The sequence below is a fragment of the Nostoc sp. KVJ20 genome (assembly GCF_001712795.1).
GTDB lineage: Bacteria > Cyanobacteriota > Cyanobacteriia > Cyanobacteriales > Nostocaceae > Nostoc.
Genome location: NZ_KV757673.1, coordinates 1 through 20,388, shown reverse-complemented (window position 1 = coordinate 20,388; position 20,388 = coordinate 1). Strand labels below are relative to the sequence as shown.

Sequence of the window (20,388 nt, the reverse complement as noted above, 5' to 3'; positions counted from 1 at the left end):
GGGCAGAGACAATCAAGTATTAACAGCAATTTGAAGAAGAATGCAAAATCCAGAATTAATTTGGTGGGGGACTTAAACCCCTTTATTCATAAGCCACTCACACAGAATTAAATTCTGAATTCTGGCTCCTGACTCCTGAATTCTGTTTGTTAAATACTTCAACCTGATTGTCTCAAAAAGTAGATTTCGATATTCCGCAAGAATTGAAAAGACAGTAACAATTGCAGGCAAGTATTTTCAAAGTTAGGATTTTGATTCGAGTGATTGTCAATGCCTGTTCTGATTCCTATTTCAACCTTCTTTATCGGCTGTCATGGGCTACTTGCTCTGGGTTTATCCTATCGAGTGGCAATGGAGCGCACCCGTACTCGGATTTGGCATGGTGCATCTTTATCTGAGGTTGCCTCACAGCCCAATTACTTAGATCATCTGAATACTTGGGCAGAGTTTGTGGAAAAAATAACACAACAATCTATTGTCACGAAAAACATGGAAAATGGGGTGTTACAGCGTACTATCCGAGCGCATGGGAACTTTACAGAATACGTACCCCTTAGCCTCATGTTCCTAATTGCCCTAGAGTGGATGCAAGCTCTTAACGGACTGTTGTGGATGCTAGGTACTCTATTGACAGTAGCTCGGATTGCCCATGCCTGGGGATTAATACAGACTTATGGCCCATCACCGGGCAGGGCGATCGGTTTTTTCGGAACTTGGCTAGTTTATATCGTCGGCAGTCTGGCTTGTCTTTACTACAGCGTGCAGCAATTTTTATAGTCCAGCGACGGTTCTAACTCAAAAATTATAATGCTTAAAGCAATTGATACTGACCTTTGGGTTGCTGAACAACCCCTAAAATATTTTGGCTTGGAAGTAGGGACGAGGATGACTGTGATTCGTCTAACCAGTGGCAAATTAATGGTGATCTCACCTATTGGCATAGATGACGCAACTATCAATGAGCTAAATCAATTGGGAGAAGTTATTTACATCGTCGCCCCCAACTTGTATCATCATCTATTTGTTGCTGACTTCAAGCTGTGCTATCCTCGTGCCAAACTATGGGTAGTATCTGGTCTAGAGCGGAAACGACCAGATTTGCAAATCGACCAGATTATTAGCGATCGCACTATTCACCTGATTGATGGGGTCGAATATTTATTAGTACAAGGCTTTAACACACTGGATACTAGTGGATTTTCACCACTCAATGAATGCGTCTTTTTTCATGTCAAAAGCCGGACTTTGATTGTCACTGATACAGTTTTCCATTTTGATGATCAATGTTCGCCAAGCACAAGGTTAGTAGCCAAACTTCTAGGTGGTTACAACCAACTTCGTCCATCGTTATTGGAGAAATTTGCGACTCAGGATAAAGTCAAAGTTAAATGGTCAATTCAACAGCTTCTCACTTGGGATTTTGAACGAGTAATCATGGCGCATGGCAGCATAATTGAACAAAATGGTAAATCTCAGTTTAAAGCTGGTTATGAGTGGTTTTTAGAAACTCCTTTGTAGTGATACTTTACTCACATAAAATATATAATTCTGTTTTTGAACTTTACACCAAAATAAAATTAGTCTTTTCAAAAAAGCCGCACTCGTTACTGAATAGTATCGGGGTCTACATTGAGCGATCGCAACCTCGCCTTTAACTGTTCTATTTGCAATTCTGCCTGTTCTGCTCGTTGGCGTTCCTGTTCTGCTCGTTGGCGTTCCTGTTCTACCAGTTCTTCTGCTTGCTGTCTTGCTAAAACTTCCTGCCTTAAAGCTTGTGCCAGTTCACCAGGAATCAGTAATTTTTCCCCTGTATCCTCTCGATAAAACCCAATTAGTTTTCCCTCAACCACCAAACGCAGTTGTAATGGTTCACTGCGTCCATCCTCTATAGGTTCGTAGATTTCTCCCCGCAAGCGATAGCCACGTAACTGTTGTTCCACCCACTCGCTTTTAGGGTCAAATAGCCAGTATTCCTTGACACCTAGCTGCTCATAGAGGGTCTTTTTGAAGATTTCGTCTTGTCCCTTAGTCCCAAAAGATGTCATCTCAAAAATAACTGTCGGTACTTGACCCTCTTCCCAGATTTTATAGTTGTCTCGACCGCCGGGTGCGACATCAAAAATCACCATCACATCTGGCGCTACCCGCAACTTGGGAAAGCCCTGTGCATAGTAAAGAAATTGATTTGCCAAGACTGTTGCCTGACGATTTGCCAAATACTGTTTCAGGACTTCTAAGGTAGTTAGTAAAGCATAAAGGTGGTCGTAGGTTTCTGCCACTGGTTGACCATCAGCACTGGGATAGAAAATTTCTGATTCGACACTAACAGGTAAAGTAGCCGTCATGGTTGTAAAATCAGCGCTACAAAATTATTGTAAAACAACTCTAGTTCTTCCTAACTTGGGATGTACAAGCTTTTTAAAATATAACTAGATAACTCACAAAATCCTTCGCCTTCAGCAGCGCTAGTAATATAAGCAGGGTGATATTTCAACTGATTTATATATTCCAGCACGTTTGCCACGCCTACAGAAATAGGAAAATAACGCTGATCAAATAAACTTTCATCATTGGGACTATCACCCACAGTGACAATTTGTTCTGATGAGTACTGGGGCAAATATTCGCGCAATACTTGCAACAATCCCACAGCTTTATCTTGTCCTTGGGGTTTAATGTGACACTGCACATTGCTATAGGTAAATCCCCAACCCATTTGTTGACAAAGACTATCTAGGGTTTGTATTTCATCTTGAAGCAAACCAGCTACATCAAAAGTCCAGTCGGTGGTGCGAAAGCGATTATCAGCAGATTCTTTGATTTGGGGAAATTTAGTTTGTAAATTCTCAAAAGTTGTAGCTAACTGCTGGCGATGTTTAGCTAAATCGGGAATGGGTGTTAAAACTACTGGTTTATGGTTCCCCGGTGGAAAGTACAAACCGCCATTTTCTGCGATCGCACCTGCTACTGGCATCAAACTACTCAATCCACTCACCCATCCAGCAGAACGTCCTGTGACAATCAGCACCTTAATGTCAGCTGCCGCTAAATCCTCTAAAGCTTGTAACAGTGCGGGAGTAAATTTTCCTCGTCTGGTTAGAGTGCCATCCATATCTGTGGCTATCAGACGAATATGAAGAAAGCTTGTAGATGAAACTTCAGACAGGGCAGGGACGCTCTGGTGTCTGGACATAGGCAGTTTGTAAAAAGCTGTTAAAAATATTAATGATACAGCAAGATGACCTTGAAGATTTGGGCATCCTAAACATCAGGAGTCAAGTTTTTCAGTTTTCCAACCATGCCCACTTCGATGTTTCTTGCCCAAACCCCAGGAAAGCCTAAAAAAGCATCCCAGGAAGTGCCAGCAAGTAATCCTCAAATGCCACCATTATTGTTGGTAACTTCTGGAGGACTGGCTTTAGCGGTGATTGCTTTGATTGTGTATAGTAAACTCCAGATGGATAAGCTGGAGAAAAAAATTAAGTTTGAACAATTCCGGGCGCGAGAATTAGAGAAAAAGTTTAAGCTGGCGCTGGAAACAATTCGCAAAATGGAAACTAATCCCGATTTGGTCAATTCACGGGACTTTAACCTGGATTATCTGCGAATGCGGATGTCAGAGGAGGTGTTTCATTTTGCAATTCTTAATCAAATAAAGATTCAGATCAAAGAAAAAATTTCTCAAGCTCTACGTCCAAATCAAGCCCAACAAGGATCGGTTGGAATTGCTAATAGCGCTGGACGGCAAGTAGATGAAACTTTTGATGTAGAGTATGAAACTGGTAGTCCAGGGAACTCTGCCAAGCGAGTGCTGTTTCGGATTCAAATCCGGTTAATGAAGTTACCGACACAAGCAACTTCTGCGACTATTAGTCAAATTATTGATTGTATAGAAACTTACCTAAGCCCCATAGAAGACGAAGATAGTTGGCAACCAATAATTCAAGGTCGGATTGCTACTATGCATTGGGATCAAAAAGCCAAACCTACGCCTCTATTGGTGCTGGAGCAATCGAATGAAGGCGTGAATGTAACTTTCCGTACTAGTCGCCAACCAAATACCCCAACTCCGCCAAAGTCACCTGGAATGAAAAAATCAGGTTCGGCTAGATTATAAATTATGGCTGTCATTGGTCATTTGTCGTTTGTCATTGGTCATTCACAAAGGACAAATGACTAAAATCATTACTGAATAACTGTATTTGGGGAATTACGAGTTAAAAGACCATCTTCCATTTCTACGATGCGATCGGCTATGTCTAAAATGCGGTTGTCGTGTGTCACTAATAAGATAGTAGTTCCCTGATTTTTAGCTAGACTCTGCATTATTTCCACAACATCGCGTCCTGATTGTTTATCTAATGCGGCTGTTGGTTCGTCTGCTAGCACTAGTGGGGGACGATTTACTAGAGCGCGAGCGATCGCAATTCTTTGTTTTTGTCCACCAGAAAGATTGTCTGGGTAGTAATCAACTCGTTCTTCTAGACCAACAGAACCCAGCATGGCTTTTGATTTAGCCATTGCTTCTGTTTGAGAAATATTATCATTCAACTCTACTGCCATTTGCACATTTTGCTTTGCAGTCAAGAACCCTAGCAAATTGTGGGCTTGGAAAATATAACCAATGTTGCGTCGCATCTGCACCAATTTGTTTTGACTGACGCCAACGAGTTCTTCACCTAAAAATTTTAAGCTTCCCTCTTGTACAGACCGCAAACCACCAATTAAGCTGAGTAATGTGGTTTTACCTGAACCTGATGGGCCAGTCATAATGACAATTTCACCTGGATAAATTTCTAGGTTAATGTCAAACAATATCTGTTTTCTCAGTGCGCCTTTGCCATAGTAGTGGTTGAGATTTTTAATGGCGATTACAGGTTCTTTCCCTATCATATTTTTGTTAGTTATAAGTTGGTATTCTCAAGACTTAACTGTAGTGAATATCAGAAGTTAAATCTGTTTGATTGTCATCATAAATATGGCTATCAACAATATCAATCATTGATTGAACTTGAATTAATTAAAAGATATCTGCTGGATCGGCAGAGCGCAATTTTCGGACTGCGATCGCACCGGAAATGATACACATTAGCATAGTTAAAATTAACACCATTACCGCTCGATCAAAACTCATAAAAACTGGTAAAAGTGTTGCTTTTCTGGCACTGTCATACATAAACAAAGTAAATATTATTCCAGGTATATATCCTAAAGCTGCTAATAATAAAGCTTCCTGAAGAATGACTGTTAATAAATAGTTTTGCGTATAGCCTATTGCCTTGAGAGTAGCGTATTCAGATAAGTGATCTGCAACTTCTGTATAAAGAATTTGATAAACGATCACAGTCCCCACAATGAAACCCATGACAGTTCCTAATGTGAAAATAAATCCAATAGCTGTACTATTTGCCCAATAATTACGCTCAAAATCAATAAATTCTTGCTTAGTTAGAACATTGATCTCGTTAGGTAAATACTTTCGTAATTCTTGGGCGACAACTGTAGCATTCGCTCCCGGTTTTAATCTAATTAAACCAATATCAATCAATCCTTGTTGACGATTATTGAATATTCGCAGAAAGTTGATATCACTTGTAATTAAATTACCATCTGCGCCAAAGGATGCACCTAATGTAAATAATCCTTCTACTTTAATTCGCCGCCTTCGCACTTCTGATGTTACAGTCTTTCCTTGGTCATAATTAGCAGCAATTGGGCCATACTCCACCCTAGAAGAACGGTCAAATAGAACTACATCAGGTAGTTTAAGTTTATCTAAATTTTCCTGAACTCCAGGTAAGTTAACTAGATTAGTTTCTGGATTCATGCCAAATATCAGGATACTCCGAGGACGGCCTGTTACAGGATTTTTCCAGATTGTAAAATCCAAATATATCGGATGTACTGATTGGACTGCGGGTAACTCTAAAGCTTTATATAACCGTCGTTGAGAAAAGCTTCTCATCGCCAAGACAGCGCTAGATTGACTGTTAATTAAAACAATATCGCCCTGCAAGCTGTTATGAAATCTAACGTTACTATAATACAGAGCATCTCGGAAGCCGAGTTGCATAAACATTAAAATATCAGCAAAAGAAATTCCTGCTAAAGCCACCGCTAGGCGAGTTTTTTCCCTTGTCAGTTGTAGCCACGACAGAGGTATTTTTTGATTCATTTTATAGGCATCCAAGCACAGTTAAGTAATTCGTAATTCGTAATTCGCAGTTAATTTGTGCTATTGATTTCAACCCCCGATATTAGTTAAAAGTTGAGGTTTTCCACTCAATTCTGGCAAGGCTAGTATCGAAGTTATAGAATGCTTAAACTTAATTAAACAGCCTGTTGAAGAATATTTATCATCCAAAGTATCAAATCACTAATTGGTGTTACTGCTCATCCATAACTTAATTAGTTATTAATTTCGACAACAACTTTGGCGTAAGTTAAACCAGAAACTTTCTCGCTATCTTCTGGAGGTAGAGCAATTTTAACTTCTACGACTCTGGCATCTACATCTGCTGCTGGATCTGTATTCAGCACATCTTTTTTACCAATTTTTCTACCAATTTCAGTGACAGTTCCCTTTAACTCGCCGCTAAATGCTCCATTGTCGCTGCTGATAGTGGCGTTTTGACCAATACGTACTTTACCAATGCTGTCTTCGGCGACTTCAGCAATCACAAACATTTGGCTGGTTTGTCCAATTTCAGCAATGCCATTAGCACCAATAGCTTCGCCTGATTTGGTGTAAACTTTTAAAATTTCTCCGGCGATTGGTGCTTGAACGTAGCTCAATCTCAGTTCTGCTTCGGCTTTTCTAACATTTGCGAGGGCATTACTAACTTGGGCTTGCGCTACTTGCACATCAGTAGGACTAACGTCCACAATTCTGCTCAGTTTGGCCTTTTCTTCATCGATTTGTCTTTGCAAAGTTGCTACGGTTTTATCGCGGTTCACTTTAGCTTCGATGAGCTGCTGTTGCAAAACTGCTAAATTTTGTATTTGGTTAGCTCTAGCCTCAGCAAGTTGCTGTCGCAGGGTTGCCAATGTCTGCTTTAAGGTAGCTTGGCTTTCGACAACCTGCTGATTAGCTGTTACTGCACTCAAGCGTCTTCTGTCCCGCTCTTGCTGAGAAATAGCACCTTCTCTGTATAAAAAATCATAGCGTCCAGCATCTACTTGAGCATTACGCTGTTCGGCTTGGATACGTGTAATGGTCGCTCTTAGAGCATCTCTTTGCCCACTAAGTTCAGCTTCTAGGCGATTCACGGTTGCTTGTTGGACAAGTTTATCACCACTTAACTGAGCTGCAATCCGGGCGATCGCAGCTTGCCCGGCATTCCTTTCGCCAATTAACTGTGCTTGTAAGCGAGCAATAACTGCTCTTTGGGCTTGAATATCTCTTGGAGATCCAGCCCTAACTTGCGCTAAATTTGCACGGGCTTCTTGCACTTTGGCTTTTGCTTCTTCTAGTCCGGCTATTTGGGTATCACGGTTATCCAAAATTGCCAAAATTTGACCTTGCTTTACCTGTTCACCCTCTCTCACCAAAAGTTGCTGAATTCGTGACGATGGTGCTAATCCTGATGATGGGGCGGACAATTTAACAACTTCACCTCGCGGTTCCAAACGCCCTACAGCACTAATGCTATTGGTAGATGGCATTACGGGGGCAGATGTAGTTAGTTTTCTCAGCTGCTCGATTTTAGCTGTACCTAGTATCCCAGCGGCGATTACTATGGGCACAGCTACAGCGATACCCCACCAAATTTTAGGTTGTTCTTGGTTAAGTGCCTGCTCACTTGGCTTTGGCTTTTCAGTCACCCTTGACATAGTATGTTGCCCATTTACCTGAATTGTGCTGATGGAAGTAAAAATAAAAGGGTTTTTAATCAACAGCCAGCCGCTTAGGACAAACAACAGTGGTTTAAAGCTGGGTATGGCTTAAAAATCCATTGCGTGATGAACGCTCAACACTATGGCTTTGTAAAATGGTGTTTTCTATAGCGATCGTTTGTATGCAATACATTGACCTCACTTCCATTCCTCTCTCCTAAAAGGAGAGAGGCTTTGAAGCTTACTTACTCCCCAAGGCTAGTAGGGAAGGGGCTGGGGGTTAGGTCTGTATTGAAACTGAGAAACGCTATAGTAGCTGGCTATTCAATAACTCTGAGTATTATTGAGACATGAATGCAATGGAAGTTAGCAGAATTCACAAGCAGTATGAATCTAGATGCAGAGGCGCGATATATCGCGTCTCTACATAAAATCCCAAAATGGTATGATGCGGTACTTTACTGCTACATTAACTACGGCTACAGTTAGTTACAAAATTGAAAAGAAACATCAAAAATAGACTGTTGCCTTTGCTGGATACAATCTTGCTACAAAAGTTAGTCTTCCTTAAGTGAATCAACGATTAACTGACTAAAAAATATCTGTCAACTTGAGCATTCCTAACATTAGAGTTTCCTTAACTTTCTGGTCAATGAGTTAGCTGTCCTGTCTCTAGTTCTTGCGCCTATTAAGACAACAAACCATTTTGTGATATTCGCTTCAAAGACCTTACTATTCTCCCTGTTGCTGTTTTGGGACTCCATTAAACTCTCGTTGAATGAATTCTACATTTATCCGTTACCCGAAAACGTAACAGAGCCTACAGATAAGGGAGATAACAATTCAAAATTCAAAATTCAAAATTCAAAATTAAAGACATTTCAGAGCAACTAGCAGAGGCAGGTTTTGTGGTTCTTGTCTTTTGAAGAAGAATTTAGAAGCCAGAAATAAGAGTTACAAAACTTAATGACGTTACCCGCATTTCTCACAAGCTCAAGACATTTGATGGAGCAGAGGAGAAGTAATGAGTAACGAGTAATGAGTAATAAGTAAAAACTTCTTACTTCTTACTCATTACTTCTCCCCTGCACAAGCCAGGCTTTAAGAGGTTGTTTGAAAAGTGTTTCGCTGTGATTTTAGGCACTTTAGATCCCCCCTAACTCCCCTTAAAAAAGGGGGAACCGGAGTCAAAGTCCCCCAATTTATCGGGGGATTTAGGGGGATCTAAAACTTTTGATACCGACAAGAGGACTTTTCAAACATCCTCTAAGAGGTGTGGTGAGAAATCCGGCGTTAGCGAGTCCGTGAGCGTCATTACGAATTACGAATTATTTTAAGTTGGGAGGTCGAATAAAACTGTGGTCATATAATTTTCTGCCCAAGCTGGGCCAAAGGCTTTTTCTAGGACGCGGCGGGTTTTATCGTTTTGCTGCTGTTTGGTGCAGTAGTTGTGTTGTCCGGCGAGATTTTGGGTGACTTGTTCGACTGAAACAGGATGTGAGGCGATCGCTTGGATACAATGAATGTCTAAAAATTCTCGCACCCGCGACAGAAACATTGCTTCTTCTTCGGGAGAACTGGGGCGCACAAAAATGCAAAAATCCGAAAAAATATTTCCCCATTCAGGTAATTCACGAGGTTGGGAAAAGTTAAGCACTGTTAACTGTGTCAGTTCAGAAGTATACGATTCTGGTAAGGTACGCTCTAATTGAATCGGAGAAAGGTCTGCGATCGCTGCACTAATTTGACCTCTACCCCCAACTAAATCGCAACCAAACATCGGTAGGTTGTATTCTGGACGGGGAAACATGACGCAGTGCAAAATATCCAGCATATTTCCGATTTTCGCCAGTTCCAAGTGCATTTTCCGAAACTGGGGCGTTTGATAGCAGCGGTTTTCAATCGTCAGTTTTTCGCCTTCTAGTCTACCTTCCACATACCCCAACTCATCAGGCAAATGGTAGGGCGATAAATCCAGGTGCTGATGCCAAGCTGCCTCAATACAATCAGCTAGCTGACGAATTAGGGGATGTTGTTGCTCACGCAGCGAGGGCATAGAAGTAAATGACATATTCTAGTTGGGAATGCGATCTAATGGCCAGTCTACAACCAGTCGTGTCATACCTGTTGTGGTCTGCAATATAAGCAAACACTTGATGGTCATTGGTCATTTGTCATTTGTCATTTGTCATTTGTCATTGGTCATTAGTGAATGCCCTATGCCCCATGCCCAATAACTATTGCCAGAAATCAGTGACATCGTATTCCAATTCACTTAGCATCTGCCGCAGCAGGGGTAAACTGAGGCCAATGACATTGCTGTGACAGCCTTCAATTTTTTCTATGAAGAAACTACCAAAACCTTCAATTGCAAAGGCACCAGCACACTTGAGGGGTTCACCTGTAGCAACATAAGCTTCAATGGCGCGATCGCTCATTTGAGCAAAGTAAACTCTTGTAACTTGAGACTTGACTAAAGTATGGTTTTGTCGTGGGTCAATTAAGGCGTGACCTGTGTACAAGTCGCCAAAGTTACCTTGCATTATCTGCCAACGAGCGATCGCTTCAGAAGCATCTGCTGGTTTGCCGTAAATTTCACCATTCATGGACAAAACTGAATCACAACCCATAATCAAAGCCGATTCAAACTGCGGTGCTACAGTTTCCGCTTTGTACTGGGCAAGAGTTTTGACCAATTCTGCTGGTTCACTTAGTTCAATTTGCGACTCATCAAAGTCACTAGGTTGAACTATCGGTTCAATACCAACAGTTTGCAGCAAGCGGCGTCTGGCGGGGGAAGCTGAGGCAAGTACAAAAGGTGGAATTTTCATGAGATTTTAGAAAAATTTGTTAATTGGGTATTGGGCTATTCAATTTTGGATTTTGGATTTTAAATTTTGGATTAAATTCCAATCTAAAATCTAAAATCTAAAACCTAAAATCTAAAATCTAAAATCTAAAATCTAAAATTCTTACCTGCCACTCCCCAATTAATAGACAGAAAAAGAATTGACAACCTCATCAATCATTCGTTTAACTTTCGGCCAGCGTTTTTCAGGAATTGAAGCGTTGAAGGTAAAAACTTTACCACGGCTCACAGCAACACTGGCGATGTTGTGTCGTTGCTGTTGATTGGGGAGTTTAACCTCATACTCTAAAAGGTAATATGTTTTACCGTCTACTTCTCGCTCTGCGGCATTGACTAATTCAGCCGAACGACCAGAGTCAGGAGGCGCGAGAGCCGCTTTTCCTAATTTGTATCCTACTTCTGTTGGGGTTCCCAATTCTGACAAAGTTTTGCCTTCTGGAACTGGGCTAATCACAACCGAAACATTTTCAGACACCTCAATCAAATCGTGGAAAACCACATCTGGCCCATCGGCAACTTTAACTGGCAACCAGCCGTTAGGATATAAAAACTGATAGCCATCATTAGTATCTACAAAGCTTTTGAGTCCAGATGCAACCGCTACATCAGAATTACTCAGACTGAAGCTCAACACCAATAGTAAAATTAATACAATTCGTTTCAACATTTCTACAGATTCCTTTGGGCTGGAGACAACACTAGCCAGTTTGTCCAGAAAGCGGGGAGCAATATAATAACCCATGAGTTTGTCTTATCTTATGAATAATTAACACTTCTGAATTTAATGTTAAGTTTTTTTTGAGTATAGCGATCGCTTTTTTTCACACAAGACACAGTTTAGCGGTGTGAACAGCCGCAATCAACCAAAATATTATAGAGGAATGTTATGGGGAAACCAATTTAGCCAAGCGTCCCAATTTTCTACAATTTGGGCAAATTCTGTATAACCGCCTGCTTGCGGATGAACACCATCATTAGCTTTTACCTCATTTATCCAGATGTTTGATTTTTCTAATATCGGAAAAACATCTAAATAAGGTACATTTAATTCCTTACAAATTAAAGCAAACTGTTTAGATAAATCAATAGTTCTCTGCCTTCTTTGAGTATCTTCTTGTTCTGCGTATGGCGCCGGGCCAACCATCAACACAGGGTACAATTTCTGAGCTTCACTTAAAATTTCACAGGCATTTTTGATGGAATCTGCAAAATCCACGCGATTTTTAGCATTTTCCACTATTGTGTCATTCAATCCAAAGGAAAATATAACTCTGTCATCATATTCTTTGGGTAAGCGAAGTGATACTTCTTGTAACCAACGTTTTGCTATATCGGTACTAGTATCTCGCCTAATTCCCAAATTATAGTAGGTAATGTCATAACCTTTTTTATTAGCGTTAGCGCATATTCTACCTGTCCAACCAAGACATTCAGGATCGCCAGTACCATTAACAAAAGAGTCACCAACAAAGCAAATTCTTACTGCTTTTAGCATTACCAGTATCTTAAGAAACGTATAGGCACATAGAGAAGAACTCTGCGCCCCTTTGCGTCTCTCTACGTTTCAAAACAAATTTAGTAAATAGGAGAGGTAGATAATTCTACCTCTCCTATGGGGATAAACTAATTACTAAGAGCTAGTGAGCTTTTAGTATCTGTTTGGTTTGTGAACAAGAAAGCTGAGAACTTGGCACTGCTTGATGTTGTCAAAACCCACAACACGGATATAGCTGTTGTTGAATTGAGAGCGGCATCCTTGAACTTCGCTCAATACTTCTTGAGTGGATTTAGCACCAAACAAAGGCAACTTCCACATTGTCCAATATAATTCTGTTGGCTCAGAAGTTTCGTTAAACTCGATCGCAGGAATGTAACCTTGATTCAAGATGTACTGGACTTGTTTAGCGATTTGAGCATCAGACAGAGGGGGAAGATAAGAAAGGGTTTCGTAACGACGCTCTTTTGGTAAAGTTTGCATAGCTTTTGATAACGGGTTGCGATTTTTACTACTAGGTTGACCGAACTAATTGGATAAGTTATCCAAATTCTGATCTGAAGTTGTTTGCTGTTCTGGTTGCAGACTGGGGTTAGATGTGTCTACTACTTGTGTGATGCGTTCTAAATGCTGGCGACGCTGCTCCATATTGGCTTGTTGAATGCCAGTGCGAACCATTTCCGGTAAAAATTCTGCAATTTCTTCCGCAATGTGTTCTCTGACAGTCATGATTCGCAAAGCCAAATCTGGTTTTTCTCGCAACAGCTGCTCAAGGAATGACTCACCATTTTGAATTTTGCCAGACGAAAAGTTATGCAACCAAAGTTCTAATGGCGGATTAGTTTCGCCTAGCTGTGCCAATACTGTCCTTAGAGCCTGATAAGTCAGATAGCTTTGGAGAGTTTTGGCTGTGTCCTTCGCAATTTGCTTAAGATTCATGCTTGACCCCAGCCCTGAAGAGTTATGAGTTATGAGTTATGAGTTATGAATTAATGCAAATCCTAACTCTTGTACAGACGCGATAAATCGCGTCTCTACTTCTAACTCTTAACTCTTAACTGTTAACTCAGATCAGACGGTATCCATTGCTTCAAACTCGAACTTGATTTCTTTCCACAGTTCGCAAGCAACAGCCAGTTCAGGAGACCACTTGGCAGCTTCGCGGATGATATCGTTACCTTCACGAGCCAAGTTACGGCCTTCGTTACGAGCTTGAACAACAGCTTCCAAGGCGACGCGGTTAGCGGTTGCACCAGGAGCGTTACCCCAAGGGTGTCCCAGAGTACCACCACCGAATTGTAGTACGGAGTCATCACCAAAGATTTCTACCAGTGCGGGCATGTGCCATACGTGGATACCACCAGAAGCAACTGCCATTACACCAGGTAGAGAAGCCCAGTCTTGGGTAAAGTAGATACCACGAGACTTGTCTTGCTCAATGTAGTTTTCACGCAACAGGTCAACGAAGCCCATTGTGATGCCGCGCTCACCTTCCAACTTACCAACGACTGTACCGGTGTGGATGTGATCGCCACCAGACAAACGTAGGGCTTTAGCCAATACACGGAAGTGGATACCGTGGTTCTTTTGACGGTCAATTACGGCGTGCATAGCACGGTGAATGTGCAACAGAATACCGTTGTCGCGGCACCAACGAGCCAATGTGGTGTTGGCGGTGAAACCTGCGGTCAGGTAGTCATGCATGATGATGGGCATTTTGAGTTCTTTAGCGTACTCAGCCCGCTTCAGCATTTCTTCACAGGTAGGAGCGGTAACGTTTAGGTAGTGACCTTTGATTTCACCGGTTTCTGCTTGAGCTTTGTTGATAGCTTCAGCTACGAACAAGAAGCGATCGCGCCATCTTTGGAATGGTGCGGAGTTGATGTTTTCGTCGTCTTTGGTGAAGTCCAAACCACCGCGTAAGCACTCGTATACAGCGCGTCCGTAGTTCTTAGCGGAAAGACCCAATTTGGGCTTAATGGTACAACCCAACAAAGGACGACCGTATTTGTTTAACTTGTCGCGCTCAACTTGGATACCGTGGGGAGGCCCTTGGAAGGTCTTGATGTAAGCTACTGGGAAACGGATGTCTTCTAGACGTAGTGCCCGTAGAGCTTTGAAACCAAATACGTTACCAACAATTGAGGTCAATACGTTGGTTACAGAACCTTCTTCAAACAAGTCCAAAGGATAGGCAACGTAACAGATGTACTGGTTGTCTTCGCCGGGAACTGGTTCGATGTCATAGCAACGACCTTTGTAGCGATCGAGGTCGGTGAGCAAATCTGTCCACACAGTTGTCCAAGTACCTGTGGAAGATTCAGCCGCAACAGCCGCACCTGCTTCTTCGGGAGGAACACCAGGCTGAGGTGTCATGCGGAACGCAGCTAGAAGATCGGTATCTTTTGGTGTGTAATCGGGTGTGTAATAAGTTAGTCTGTAATCTTTAACCCCGGCTTGATACCCAGACTTGCTCTGAGTCTTCGTTTGAGCGTAAGACATATTTTATCCTTCCCTGAAATCACTCTTAATTAATTATCAAATCACGTTTTGTGCAACTTCCCCTCACCCCGGCTCTTTCCCGCCTAGATGGGGGAGAAGATCAGGAAAATTTTTGTTAAGGGTTGCCTTTGGCAGAGGTTAGCAGTTTTTTTGCGGCGGACACTTTGGTAGCGGTGGTAGCCCTCCTCACCAGTGTTCTCCCCTTCTAGGGGTACACGACCTAGCGCTTCTACTGTTTCCTCTTGCTAAAAATCAAAATTCTTTTTTACCTCTTTTTCGCACCCAACTAAACCTTCTCAATTTCACCAAAACTTCCGCGTTTTTGCGGGTAGCATTCAGATAATTCCCCCATAAACTGGGATATTCAGGGGATTGGGCTGGCTGGCACACATTCCCGGCTTTACACTCCCTATATCTTTCCCCTTGATGGAAAAGATACCAGAAAAGAATTTACTTGACAGAGATTTAGCGGAGTGGTGAGCGAAAGATAAAAGAATTGCACACCACGTAATTTGTAACTTGTTTCACAATATATCAAGAATTCGATAAGTTATTCTTTGAAAGTTTTTAACTTATCTATTTAATTTTGTTATTACATAAAGATTTAAACTTTTTGTTACAAATGCTTTACAAAGTGTCATCAATGGTATGTGGGGACTGGGTATTCGGAACTGGGTATTGGGTAATGAGAAAGTATTCCTAAATATTTATTTCCTAGTCCCCAGTCCCCAGTCCCTATTCCCCAATCCCCAATGTTTAAAAAATCCCAGCTAGGGGAACACTGGAGTTAACCCAAAGCCAGTTTAGGTAACGGCTATGGGCACTGTCTCCAAAGGAAATGTCACCGTGGTATTGTTTTGCAAGCGTAATAGTTTATTGATTACTTCTATCCTCCTGGGGTTGATAGCTGTGCCAAGTATGGGATGGGCACAAAAAACCCCTGATGTTAATTCATCTGATTTAACCCCCGCTTACCCAGCTTCCCCACCGCCACCGCGAGTAGAACCCTTACCCGATGAGCGGGGAGTGCAAGAAAATTCGCCAGAAACTGATTATCGTGTTGGTAACTTACTGGGAGATGTTACAGGCAATCTTTGGGTAGGTTCTTGGCGGGGACTGTCGCGGATTGATCCTAAAACAGGCAAGATTATTTCTCGTGTTAGCTTACCGAATGTCGCCATTGGTGCTTTAGCCCAAGACAAAGTAGGACGTTTGTGGGTAGGAAGTTATGGCGGACTGATGCGAGTAGACCCCCGTACTAACGAAATCACCGCGCAGAATTTATTTTTGCCTTCTAAACGAATATTGTCGCTATTACTTGACAAACGGGGTTATTTGTGGGCTGGAACCGATAGTGGTTTAGCTCTAATTAGTCCTGACCAAGGCTTGATTATGACCACATTAAAAAATCTGCCTGGTGTTAGCGCCAATACCCTGACTTTAGATGCTGAAGGTCAACTGTGGGTTGGCACTCTTGATGGATTAGTGCGGGTAAATACCGCTAGTGCTGCGATTATGAAGCGGATTGCCGATTTACCGGGAACCACCGTACAAGCTTTGGCTATTAGTCCAGAAGGATTAATTTGGGCCGGAATGCCAAATAATTTGCTAGTTATTAACCCAAAAACTGGTGCAGTTTTGCGGTCTGTGACCCGGCTGCGTGGGCGTGACGTGACAGCAGTACGTTTTGCTAAGGATGGTAGTGTCTGGGTCGGGACTAACAATGGTTTGTTACGATTAAATCCAAATACAGGAGCTGTGTTAGACGCAGAAGTTGCTGGACTTCCTTCTAGTCGGGTTCTTGCCCTTGCACCTGACATCGCCAATAAATTATGGATTGGCACTAGTGAAGGTCTAGCTTGGTTAATGCCCAAAACGGACAGTGCAAAACCTCATATTGCTTTCAGTCGCGCTGTTAAGTAGGGATTAGGGGACAGGTTACAGGGTACAGGGGACTGAATTCTTTTAGCCGATCACCTATACCTATCACTTATCCCCTATCACCTATCACCTATCCCCTAATTAAAAATGGCAATCACTACCCAGCAATTAATTCAATGGAAACAACAGGGACGTTCAATTGTGGCGTTGACCGCCTGGGATTATGCGATCGCTCAACTCCTCGATGCAGCTGGTGTAGACTTAATCCTCGTGGGTGACTCTATGGCAGTAGTTCTAGGGTATGAAACAACACTGCCAATAACTTTGGATGAAATCATATATCACGCCAAATCAGTGCGCCGTGGGGTGAAACGAGCATTGGTAGTTGTAGATTTACCATTTTTGACGTATCAAGAAAGTCTCCAACAAGCGATGCACTCAGCTGGGCGAGTGCTGAAGGAAACGGGCGCTCAAGCGGTAAAATTGGAAGGTGGCTATCCAGCGATCGCAGAAACAGTGGCTCGTTTAGTACAAGCTGGAATTCCGGTAATGGGTCATGTGGGTTTGACACCACAATCAGTACATCAACTGGGTTTGCGACAACAAGGCAAGACGCAAGAAGCCAGTGAGAGAATTTTACGAGAAGCGATCGCTCTCGAACAGGCAGGTGTATTTTCTCTAGTTTTAGAGCATATACCCGCAGATTTAGCAATGCAGATTTCACAAAAATTGAGTATTCCCACAATTGGTATCGGTGCGGGAATTCACTGTGATGGACAAGTTTTAGTTACCTCTGATGTCCTCGGACTTGCAGAGAAACATCCACCGTTCGCCAAAGTTTACACAAATTTGCGCGAGACGATTACCAAAGCTGTGCAAGATTATGCCGTGGAAGTGCGAGAGCGCAAGTTTCCTTGACTTCATCATTAACTATGGCTGAAACTGAAGCAACAAATTTGTTAAGAGTTCTACTTCAAAAAGATTCAGAGCAAGTACAAGCTTGGTTGAGAATGGTTTGGGCAGAGCAACAGCAAGTACCAGAAAAATTTAATTGGCTTGGTTTAGCTGAAGTCTCTACTTTCAGAGCGCAAGAACTAGCCAATGAAGAATCTAATGAATCTCATTCAGAAAGCCTTGCTTGGACAGAGATAGCAACTTCAGTTTACGAATTTTTAGCTGAAAATAATCCTAGCTTTTCTGAACGATATCTAGATTCTTTAATGACATTACGAGCTTACATGATCCTAAAATTTGGTGCTATTCCAGAAAATCCAGTTCTCGATATATATCTGATTATTAATTGGTTTTTCGATAATTTACATATTTCCTACCAAGAAGCATTAATTAAAGCAGCAGATTGGAGAGAAGCTTTAGCAGCCAAGAATCCAGAAGAAACTCAAAAAAAGTTTGATAGCGAACTTGAAGATTTCAGAAAATTAAGGTTTATTAAGAGTCGCTTAAGAATCATTAAATATTTATCTAAGAGTAAATATTTTCTTCCAAACGAGGAACTGAATACTTGGATTTCACTTTGGGAAAAATTGCCCTAAGCTATGTTGATTCAGTCTTTCGGAAATCCTTTAAGCAGTACTGCAACCTAAATCAACAGTAACTACTAAAGAAATGTTAAATAAGCAGCTAATCGAGAACATAAAAAACCCCGACTTAATAGCCGAGGTATATAGGAGAAGTCCAAATGTCGATGGGATATTGCAATACCGAAGTCTGTTTTTCTTAGTTAACACCCAACTTAACTAAAACTACATAGGTAGTAAATAAGATGCAATTTTAGCTATGCAGCTTATTTTCGGGTTTTCCTAAGTTATGTAAATAAACATAACAATAATATTACAAATGGTCAACTAGACTTGACAAGTAAAGGCTGATAGCAAATATAAGCAATACTTATCAAAGCAGCATGAGCGGAAAATAAAACGGGTTACTGGCTAAAATAATGGGATGAAAATGAGAATCGCTCTTTTGAGGAGTAGAAAAAATAAGAGATTAGTTGCACAAATCAGGGTTGTCGGAATTAAGCCAGAGATTTGAGAAGCTAGCTACTAGATCGCGAAAGTCTTTACAATTCCTTTGTTGACTCAAAAAGTATTTCTCGATTTATGACAAATCAAGCTCCTATCCCGGTTATTGTCAACGGTGCTGCTGGCAAAATGGGCCGTGAGGTGATTAAGGCGGTGGCGCAAGCGCCTGACTTAAACCTAGTGGGTGCAATTGACCACAGTTTAGAACATCAAGATAAAGATGCTGGGGAATTGGCGGGTTTAAGCGAACCGCTGGAAGTGCCGATTACCAATCAATTAGAACCGATGTTGGGGTATGTGGCTGGCGACAGGCAGTCTCCTCCAGGGGTGATTGTAGACTTTACCCATCCCGATTCAGTTTATGACAATATTCGCAGTGCGATCGCTTACGGTATTCGTCCTGTAGTTGGCACCACTGGCTTAAGTCCAGAACAAATTCAAGACTTGGCAGACTTTGCCGACAAAGCTAGCACTGGTTGCCTAATTATTCCTAATTTTTCCATTGGGATGGTGCTATTGCAACAAGCTGCGATCGCAGCCTCCAAATATTTTGACCATGTAGAAATTATCGAACTGCATCACAACCAAAAAGCTGATGCTCCCAGCGGTACTGCTATTCAAACGGCGCAGTTATTAGGAGAATTGGGTAAAACTTTCAACCCTGCTCTTGTAGAAGAAACTGAGAAATTACCAGGAGCTAGGGGCAGTGTAGCAGACGAAGGGATTAGAATTCATAGCGTGCGCTTGCCGGGATTGATTGCCCACCAGGAAGTTATTTTTGGCGCAGCCGGACAGATTTATACTTTACGACATGATACGAGCGATCGCGCTTGTTATATGCCAGGAGTGCTACTAGCGATTCGCAAAGTCTTAGCGCTAAAGTCGTTAGTATATGGATTAGAAAAGATACTTTAAACTTTAAACACATTATTCAGCATTCATTACTCAGCACTCATGTTAGTACCACTGACTCGCCAGAAATTTGAACAAGTTGTCCCCCTAATTGCCACTGGTTTGCAGTATAAGTACTACTGGGGGAAGTTCTCAAATTTTTTGCAACGGCTGTTAATTTCTGTAGTTGCAGTAGTCGTTATTTTGCTTGTAACAGTCGTTTTTAGACTTGAGTTTGCTTCAATAGTATTTGTGCTAGGGATAATTAGCGCATTTTTTTGGCTGTGGTATCCAGTGTTTCAAGCAAGTATGCGGAATTTACAATGCCGCCGTTACAAATATGGCGGCTTTTTCCGCGGTCGAGTCTTAGATTGGTGGATTACAGACCAGTTGATGGGTAAAACCGAAACAGTCAACAACAAAGGCGAATTGGTAATTATAGAAAACCGAGAAAAACAGATAAATTTAGAAATAGGAGATGACACAGGATTTAGCGTTGAGTTTGTAGCACCATTACGTTCTGCTCACAAAGTTATTACTCGTGGTCAAATTGCAGAAATGGTAGTAATGTCAAATCGCCCAGATTTAAGTAGTATTGAAGAATTCAGCGATATATACTTTCCCAATAGTAACTTGTGGGTAAGCGATTATCCTTATCTGCGGCGGGATTTCTTTAATGAAGTTGGTCGGCGCTTGCGTGAAGACAAACAACAAAAGCCACGTCGGCGGCGTCGTAGAGTAGAGGATTAATGAAGCATAGGCTTCTCTTGCAGACACACGCAAGAAACATACCGACACTAATTAACCAGCTGCCTATTGTAGGCCTTTTAGTAGTTTGTTCTTAACTACAAGTCCCCCTTAAAAAGGCTACGGTG

At 41.8% G+C, this 20,388-nt stretch carries 20 protein-coding genes; 8 read left to right on the top strand and 12 right to left on the bottom strand.

Features of this window, described 5'->3' with window-relative positions; all coding sequences use genetic code 11:
- Nucleotides 1-270: 270 nt before the first annotated feature.
- The gene (locus A4S05_RS27140; protein ID WP_069072894.1) at nucleotides 271-777 is read left to right on the top strand and encodes an MAPEG family protein; all 507 of its coding nucleotides are present in this window, start codon (nucleotides 271-273) and stop codon (nucleotides 775-777) included.
- A gap of 30 nt (nucleotides 778-807) precedes the next feature.
- Nucleotides 808-1,518, top strand: coding sequence for a DUF4336 domain-containing protein (locus tag A4S05_RS27135; protein ID WP_069072893.1), 711 nt, complete (start codon nucleotides 808-810; stop codon nucleotides 1,516-1,518).
- 86 nt (nucleotides 1,519-1,604) lie between these two features.
- On the opposite strand, the gene A4S05_RS27130 is transcribed toward A4S05_RS27135, so the two are convergent.
- Nucleotides 1,605-2,345 carry a Uma2 family endonuclease gene (locus A4S05_RS27130; RefSeq protein WP_069072892.1) on the bottom strand — a complete coding sequence of 247 codons (741 nt, stop codon included), beginning with the start codon at nucleotides 2,343-2,345 and terminating at the stop codon, nucleotides 1,605-1,607.
- Between the two features lie 50 nt (nucleotides 2,346-2,395).
- Entirely contained in the window at nucleotides 2,396-3,193 is a 798-nt protein-coding gene (locus tag A4S05_RS27125) for an HAD family hydrolase (RefSeq protein WP_069072891.1), read from the bottom strand.
- A gap of 105 nt (nucleotides 3,194-3,298) precedes the next feature.
- Here A4S05_RS27125 and A4S05_RS27120 point away from each other — a divergent pair, with 105 nt between their 5' ends.
- Nucleotides 3,299-4,117 carry a hypothetical protein gene (locus A4S05_RS27120; protein WP_069072890.1) on the top strand — a complete coding sequence of 273 codons (819 nt, stop codon included), beginning with the start codon at nucleotides 3,299-3,301 and terminating at the stop codon, nucleotides 4,115-4,117.
- Between the two features lie 68 nt (nucleotides 4,118-4,185).
- Here the strand turns inward: A4S05_RS27120 and A4S05_RS27115 are convergent, their stop codons facing one another.
- The 10 genes from A4S05_RS27115 to A4S05_RS27070 all read right to left on the bottom strand — a co-directional run bounded on the left by A4S05_RS27115 (nucleotide 4,186) and on the right by A4S05_RS27070 (nucleotide 14,702).
- Nucleotides 4,186-4,893 (bottom strand): DevA family ABC transporter ATP-binding protein, encoded by a 708-nt coding sequence (locus A4S05_RS27115; RefSeq protein ID WP_176727121.1) that lies wholly within the window; start codon nucleotides 4,891-4,893, stop codon nucleotides 4,186-4,188.
- A gap of 127 nt (nucleotides 4,894-5,020) precedes the next feature.
- Nucleotides 5,021-6,175 (bottom strand): ABC transporter permease DevC, encoded by a 1,155-nt coding sequence (gene devC / locus A4S05_RS27110; RefSeq protein WP_069072889.1) that lies wholly within the window; start codon nucleotides 6,173-6,175, stop codon nucleotides 5,021-5,023.
- A 233-nt stretch (nucleotides 6,176-6,408) separates the two neighbouring features.
- Nucleotides 6,409-7,833, bottom strand: a complete 1,425-nt coding sequence (locus tag A4S05_RS27105) for an HlyD family efflux transporter periplasmic adaptor subunit (protein WP_069072888.1) — start codon at nucleotides 7,831-7,833, stop codon at nucleotides 6,409-6,411.
- 1,336 nt (nucleotides 7,834-9,169) lie between these two features.
- Nucleotides 9,170-9,907 (bottom strand): phycocyanobilin:ferredoxin oxidoreductase, encoded by a 738-nt coding sequence (locus A4S05_RS27100; protein WP_069072887.1) that lies wholly within the window; start codon nucleotides 9,905-9,907, stop codon nucleotides 9,170-9,172.
- A 166-nt stretch (nucleotides 9,908-10,073) separates the two neighbouring features.
- Nucleotides 10,074-10,667 (bottom strand): Maf family protein, encoded by a 594-nt coding sequence (locus tag A4S05_RS27095; protein WP_069072886.1) that lies wholly within the window; start codon nucleotides 10,665-10,667, stop codon nucleotides 10,074-10,076.
- A 159-nt stretch (nucleotides 10,668-10,826) separates the two neighbouring features.
- Nucleotides 10,827-11,372 carry a photosystem II reaction center PsbP gene (psbP, locus tag A4S05_RS27090; RefSeq protein WP_069072915.1) on the bottom strand — a complete coding sequence of 182 codons (546 nt, stop codon included), beginning with the start codon at nucleotides 11,370-11,372 and terminating at the stop codon, nucleotides 10,827-10,829.
- A 204-nt stretch (nucleotides 11,373-11,576) separates the two neighbouring features.
- Nucleotides 11,577-12,200, bottom strand: coding sequence for a GDSL-type esterase/lipase family protein (locus tag A4S05_RS27085; protein WP_069072885.1), 624 nt, complete (start codon nucleotides 12,198-12,200; stop codon nucleotides 11,577-11,579).
- Nucleotides 12,201-12,353: 153 nt separating this feature from the next.
- A complete protein-coding gene (locus A4S05_RS27080) occupies nucleotides 12,354-12,683 on the bottom strand; it encodes a ribulose bisphosphate carboxylase small subunit (protein WP_069072884.1) in 330 nt (109 codons plus the stop codon).
- A gap of 45 nt (nucleotides 12,684-12,728) precedes the next feature.
- Nucleotides 12,729-13,139 (bottom strand): RuBisCO chaperone RbcX, encoded by a 411-nt coding sequence (locus tag A4S05_RS27075; RefSeq protein ID WP_069072883.1) that lies wholly within the window; start codon nucleotides 13,137-13,139, stop codon nucleotides 12,729-12,731.
- Nucleotides 13,140-13,271: 132 nt separating this feature from the next.
- Nucleotides 13,272-14,702, bottom strand: a complete 1,431-nt coding sequence (locus A4S05_RS27070; RefSeq protein WP_069072882.1) for a form I ribulose bisphosphate carboxylase large subunit — start codon at nucleotides 14,700-14,702, stop codon at nucleotides 13,272-13,274.
- 816 nt (nucleotides 14,703-15,518) lie between these two features.
- Here A4S05_RS27070 and A4S05_RS27065 point away from each other — a divergent pair.
- The 5 genes from A4S05_RS27065 (at nucleotide 15,519) to A4S05_RS27045 (ending at nucleotide 20,263) form a co-directional block, all read left to right on the top strand.
- Entirely contained in the window at nucleotides 15,519-16,625 is a 1,107-nt protein-coding gene (locus A4S05_RS27065; RefSeq protein ID WP_069072881.1) for a ligand-binding sensor domain-containing protein, read from the top strand.
- A gap of 105 nt (nucleotides 16,626-16,730) precedes the next feature.
- On the top strand, nucleotides 16,731-17,501 hold the full coding sequence (gene panB / locus A4S05_RS27060) for a 3-methyl-2-oxobutanoate hydroxymethyltransferase (protein WP_069072880.1): 771 nt from the start codon (nucleotides 16,731-16,733) through the stop codon (nucleotides 17,499-17,501).
- Nucleotides 17,502-17,515: 14 nt separating this feature from the next.
- A complete protein-coding gene (locus tag A4S05_RS27055) occupies nucleotides 17,516-18,133 on the top strand; it encodes a hypothetical protein (protein WP_069072879.1) in 618 nt (205 codons plus the stop codon).
- Nucleotides 18,134-18,700: 567 nt separating this feature from the next.
- Nucleotides 18,701-19,537, top strand: coding sequence for a 4-hydroxy-tetrahydrodipicolinate reductase (gene dapB / locus A4S05_RS27050; RefSeq protein WP_069072878.1), 837 nt, complete (start codon nucleotides 18,701-18,703; stop codon nucleotides 19,535-19,537).
- A gap of 39 nt (nucleotides 19,538-19,576) precedes the next feature.
- Entirely contained in the window at nucleotides 19,577-20,263 is a 687-nt protein-coding gene (locus A4S05_RS27045) for a phosphate ABC transporter permease (protein ID WP_069072877.1), read from the top strand.
- Nucleotides 20,264-20,388: the final 125 nt, after the last annotated feature.

What these genes read in the sequence shown, in the direction of transcription:
- A4S05_RS27130 (WP_069072892.1), bottom strand. Translation starts at nt 2,345, where the DNA reads ATGACGGCTACTTTACCTGTTAGTGTCGAATCAGAAATTTTCTATCCC.
- A4S05_RS27095 (WP_069072886.1), bottom strand. Translation starts at nt 10,667, where the DNA reads ATGAAAATTCCACCTTTTGTACTTGCCTCAGCTTCCCCCGCCAGACGC.
- A4S05_RS27115 (WP_176727121.1), bottom strand. Translation starts at nt 4,893, where the DNA reads ATGATAGGGAAAGAACCTGTAATCGCCATTAAAAATCTCAACCACTAC.
- A4S05_RS27125 (WP_069072891.1), bottom strand. Translation starts at nt 3,193, where the DNA reads ATGTCCAGACACCAGAGCGTCCCTGCCCTGTCTGAAGTTTCATCTACA.
- psbP (WP_069072915.1), bottom strand. Translation starts at nt 11,372, where the DNA reads ATGTTGAAACGAATTGTATTAATTTTACTATTGGTGTTGAGCTTCAGT.
- A4S05_RS27045 (WP_069072877.1), top strand. Translation starts at nt 19,577, where the DNA reads ATGTTAGTACCACTGACTCGCCAGAAATTTGAACAAGTTGTCCCCCTA.
- A4S05_RS27070 (WP_069072882.1), bottom strand. Translation starts at nt 14,702, where the DNA reads ATGTCTTACGCTCAAACGAAGACTCAGAGCAAGTCTGGGTATCAAGCC.
- A4S05_RS27140 (WP_069072894.1), top strand. Translation starts at nt 271, where the DNA reads ATGCCTGTTCTGATTCCTATTTCAACCTTCTTTATCGGCTGTCATGGG.
- A4S05_RS27080 (WP_069072884.1), bottom strand. Translation starts at nt 12,683, where the DNA reads ATGCAAACTTTACCAAAAGAGCGTCGTTACGAAACCCTTTCTTATCTT.
- A4S05_RS27065 (WP_069072881.1), top strand. Translation starts at nt 15,519, where the DNA reads ATGGGCACTGTCTCCAAAGGAAATGTCACCGTGGTATTGTTTTGCAAG.
- A4S05_RS27135 (WP_069072893.1), top strand. Translation starts at nt 808, where the DNA reads ATGCTTAAAGCAATTGATACTGACCTTTGGGTTGCTGAACAACCCCTA.
- A4S05_RS27120 (WP_069072890.1), top strand. Translation starts at nt 3,299, where the DNA reads ATGCCCACTTCGATGTTTCTTGCCCAAACCCCAGGAAAGCCTAAAAAA.
- devC (WP_069072889.1), bottom strand. Translation starts at nt 6,175, where the DNA reads ATGAATCAAAAAATACCTCTGTCGTGGCTACAACTGACAAGGGAAAAA.
- panB (WP_069072880.1), top strand. Translation starts at nt 16,731, where the DNA reads ATGGCAATCACTACCCAGCAATTAATTCAATGGAAACAACAGGGACGT.
- A4S05_RS27085 (WP_069072885.1), bottom strand. Translation starts at nt 12,200, where the DNA reads ATGCTAAAAGCAGTAAGAATTTGCTTTGTTGGTGACTCTTTTGTTAAT.
- A4S05_RS27075 (WP_069072883.1), bottom strand. Translation starts at nt 13,139, where the DNA reads ATGAATCTTAAGCAAATTGCGAAGGACACAGCCAAAACTCTCCAAAGC.
- dapB (WP_069072878.1), top strand. Translation starts at nt 18,701, where the DNA reads ATGACAAATCAAGCTCCTATCCCGGTTATTGTCAACGGTGCTGCTGGC.
- A4S05_RS27100 (WP_069072887.1), bottom strand. Translation starts at nt 9,907, where the DNA reads ATGTCATTTACTTCTATGCCCTCGCTGCGTGAGCAACAACATCCCCTA.
- A4S05_RS27055 (WP_069072879.1), top strand. Translation starts at nt 17,516, where the DNA reads ATGGCTGAAACTGAAGCAACAAATTTGTTAAGAGTTCTACTTCAAAAA.
- A4S05_RS27105 (WP_069072888.1), bottom strand. Translation starts at nt 7,833, where the DNA reads ATGTCAAGGGTGACTGAAAAGCCAAAGCCAAGTGAGCAGGCACTTAAC.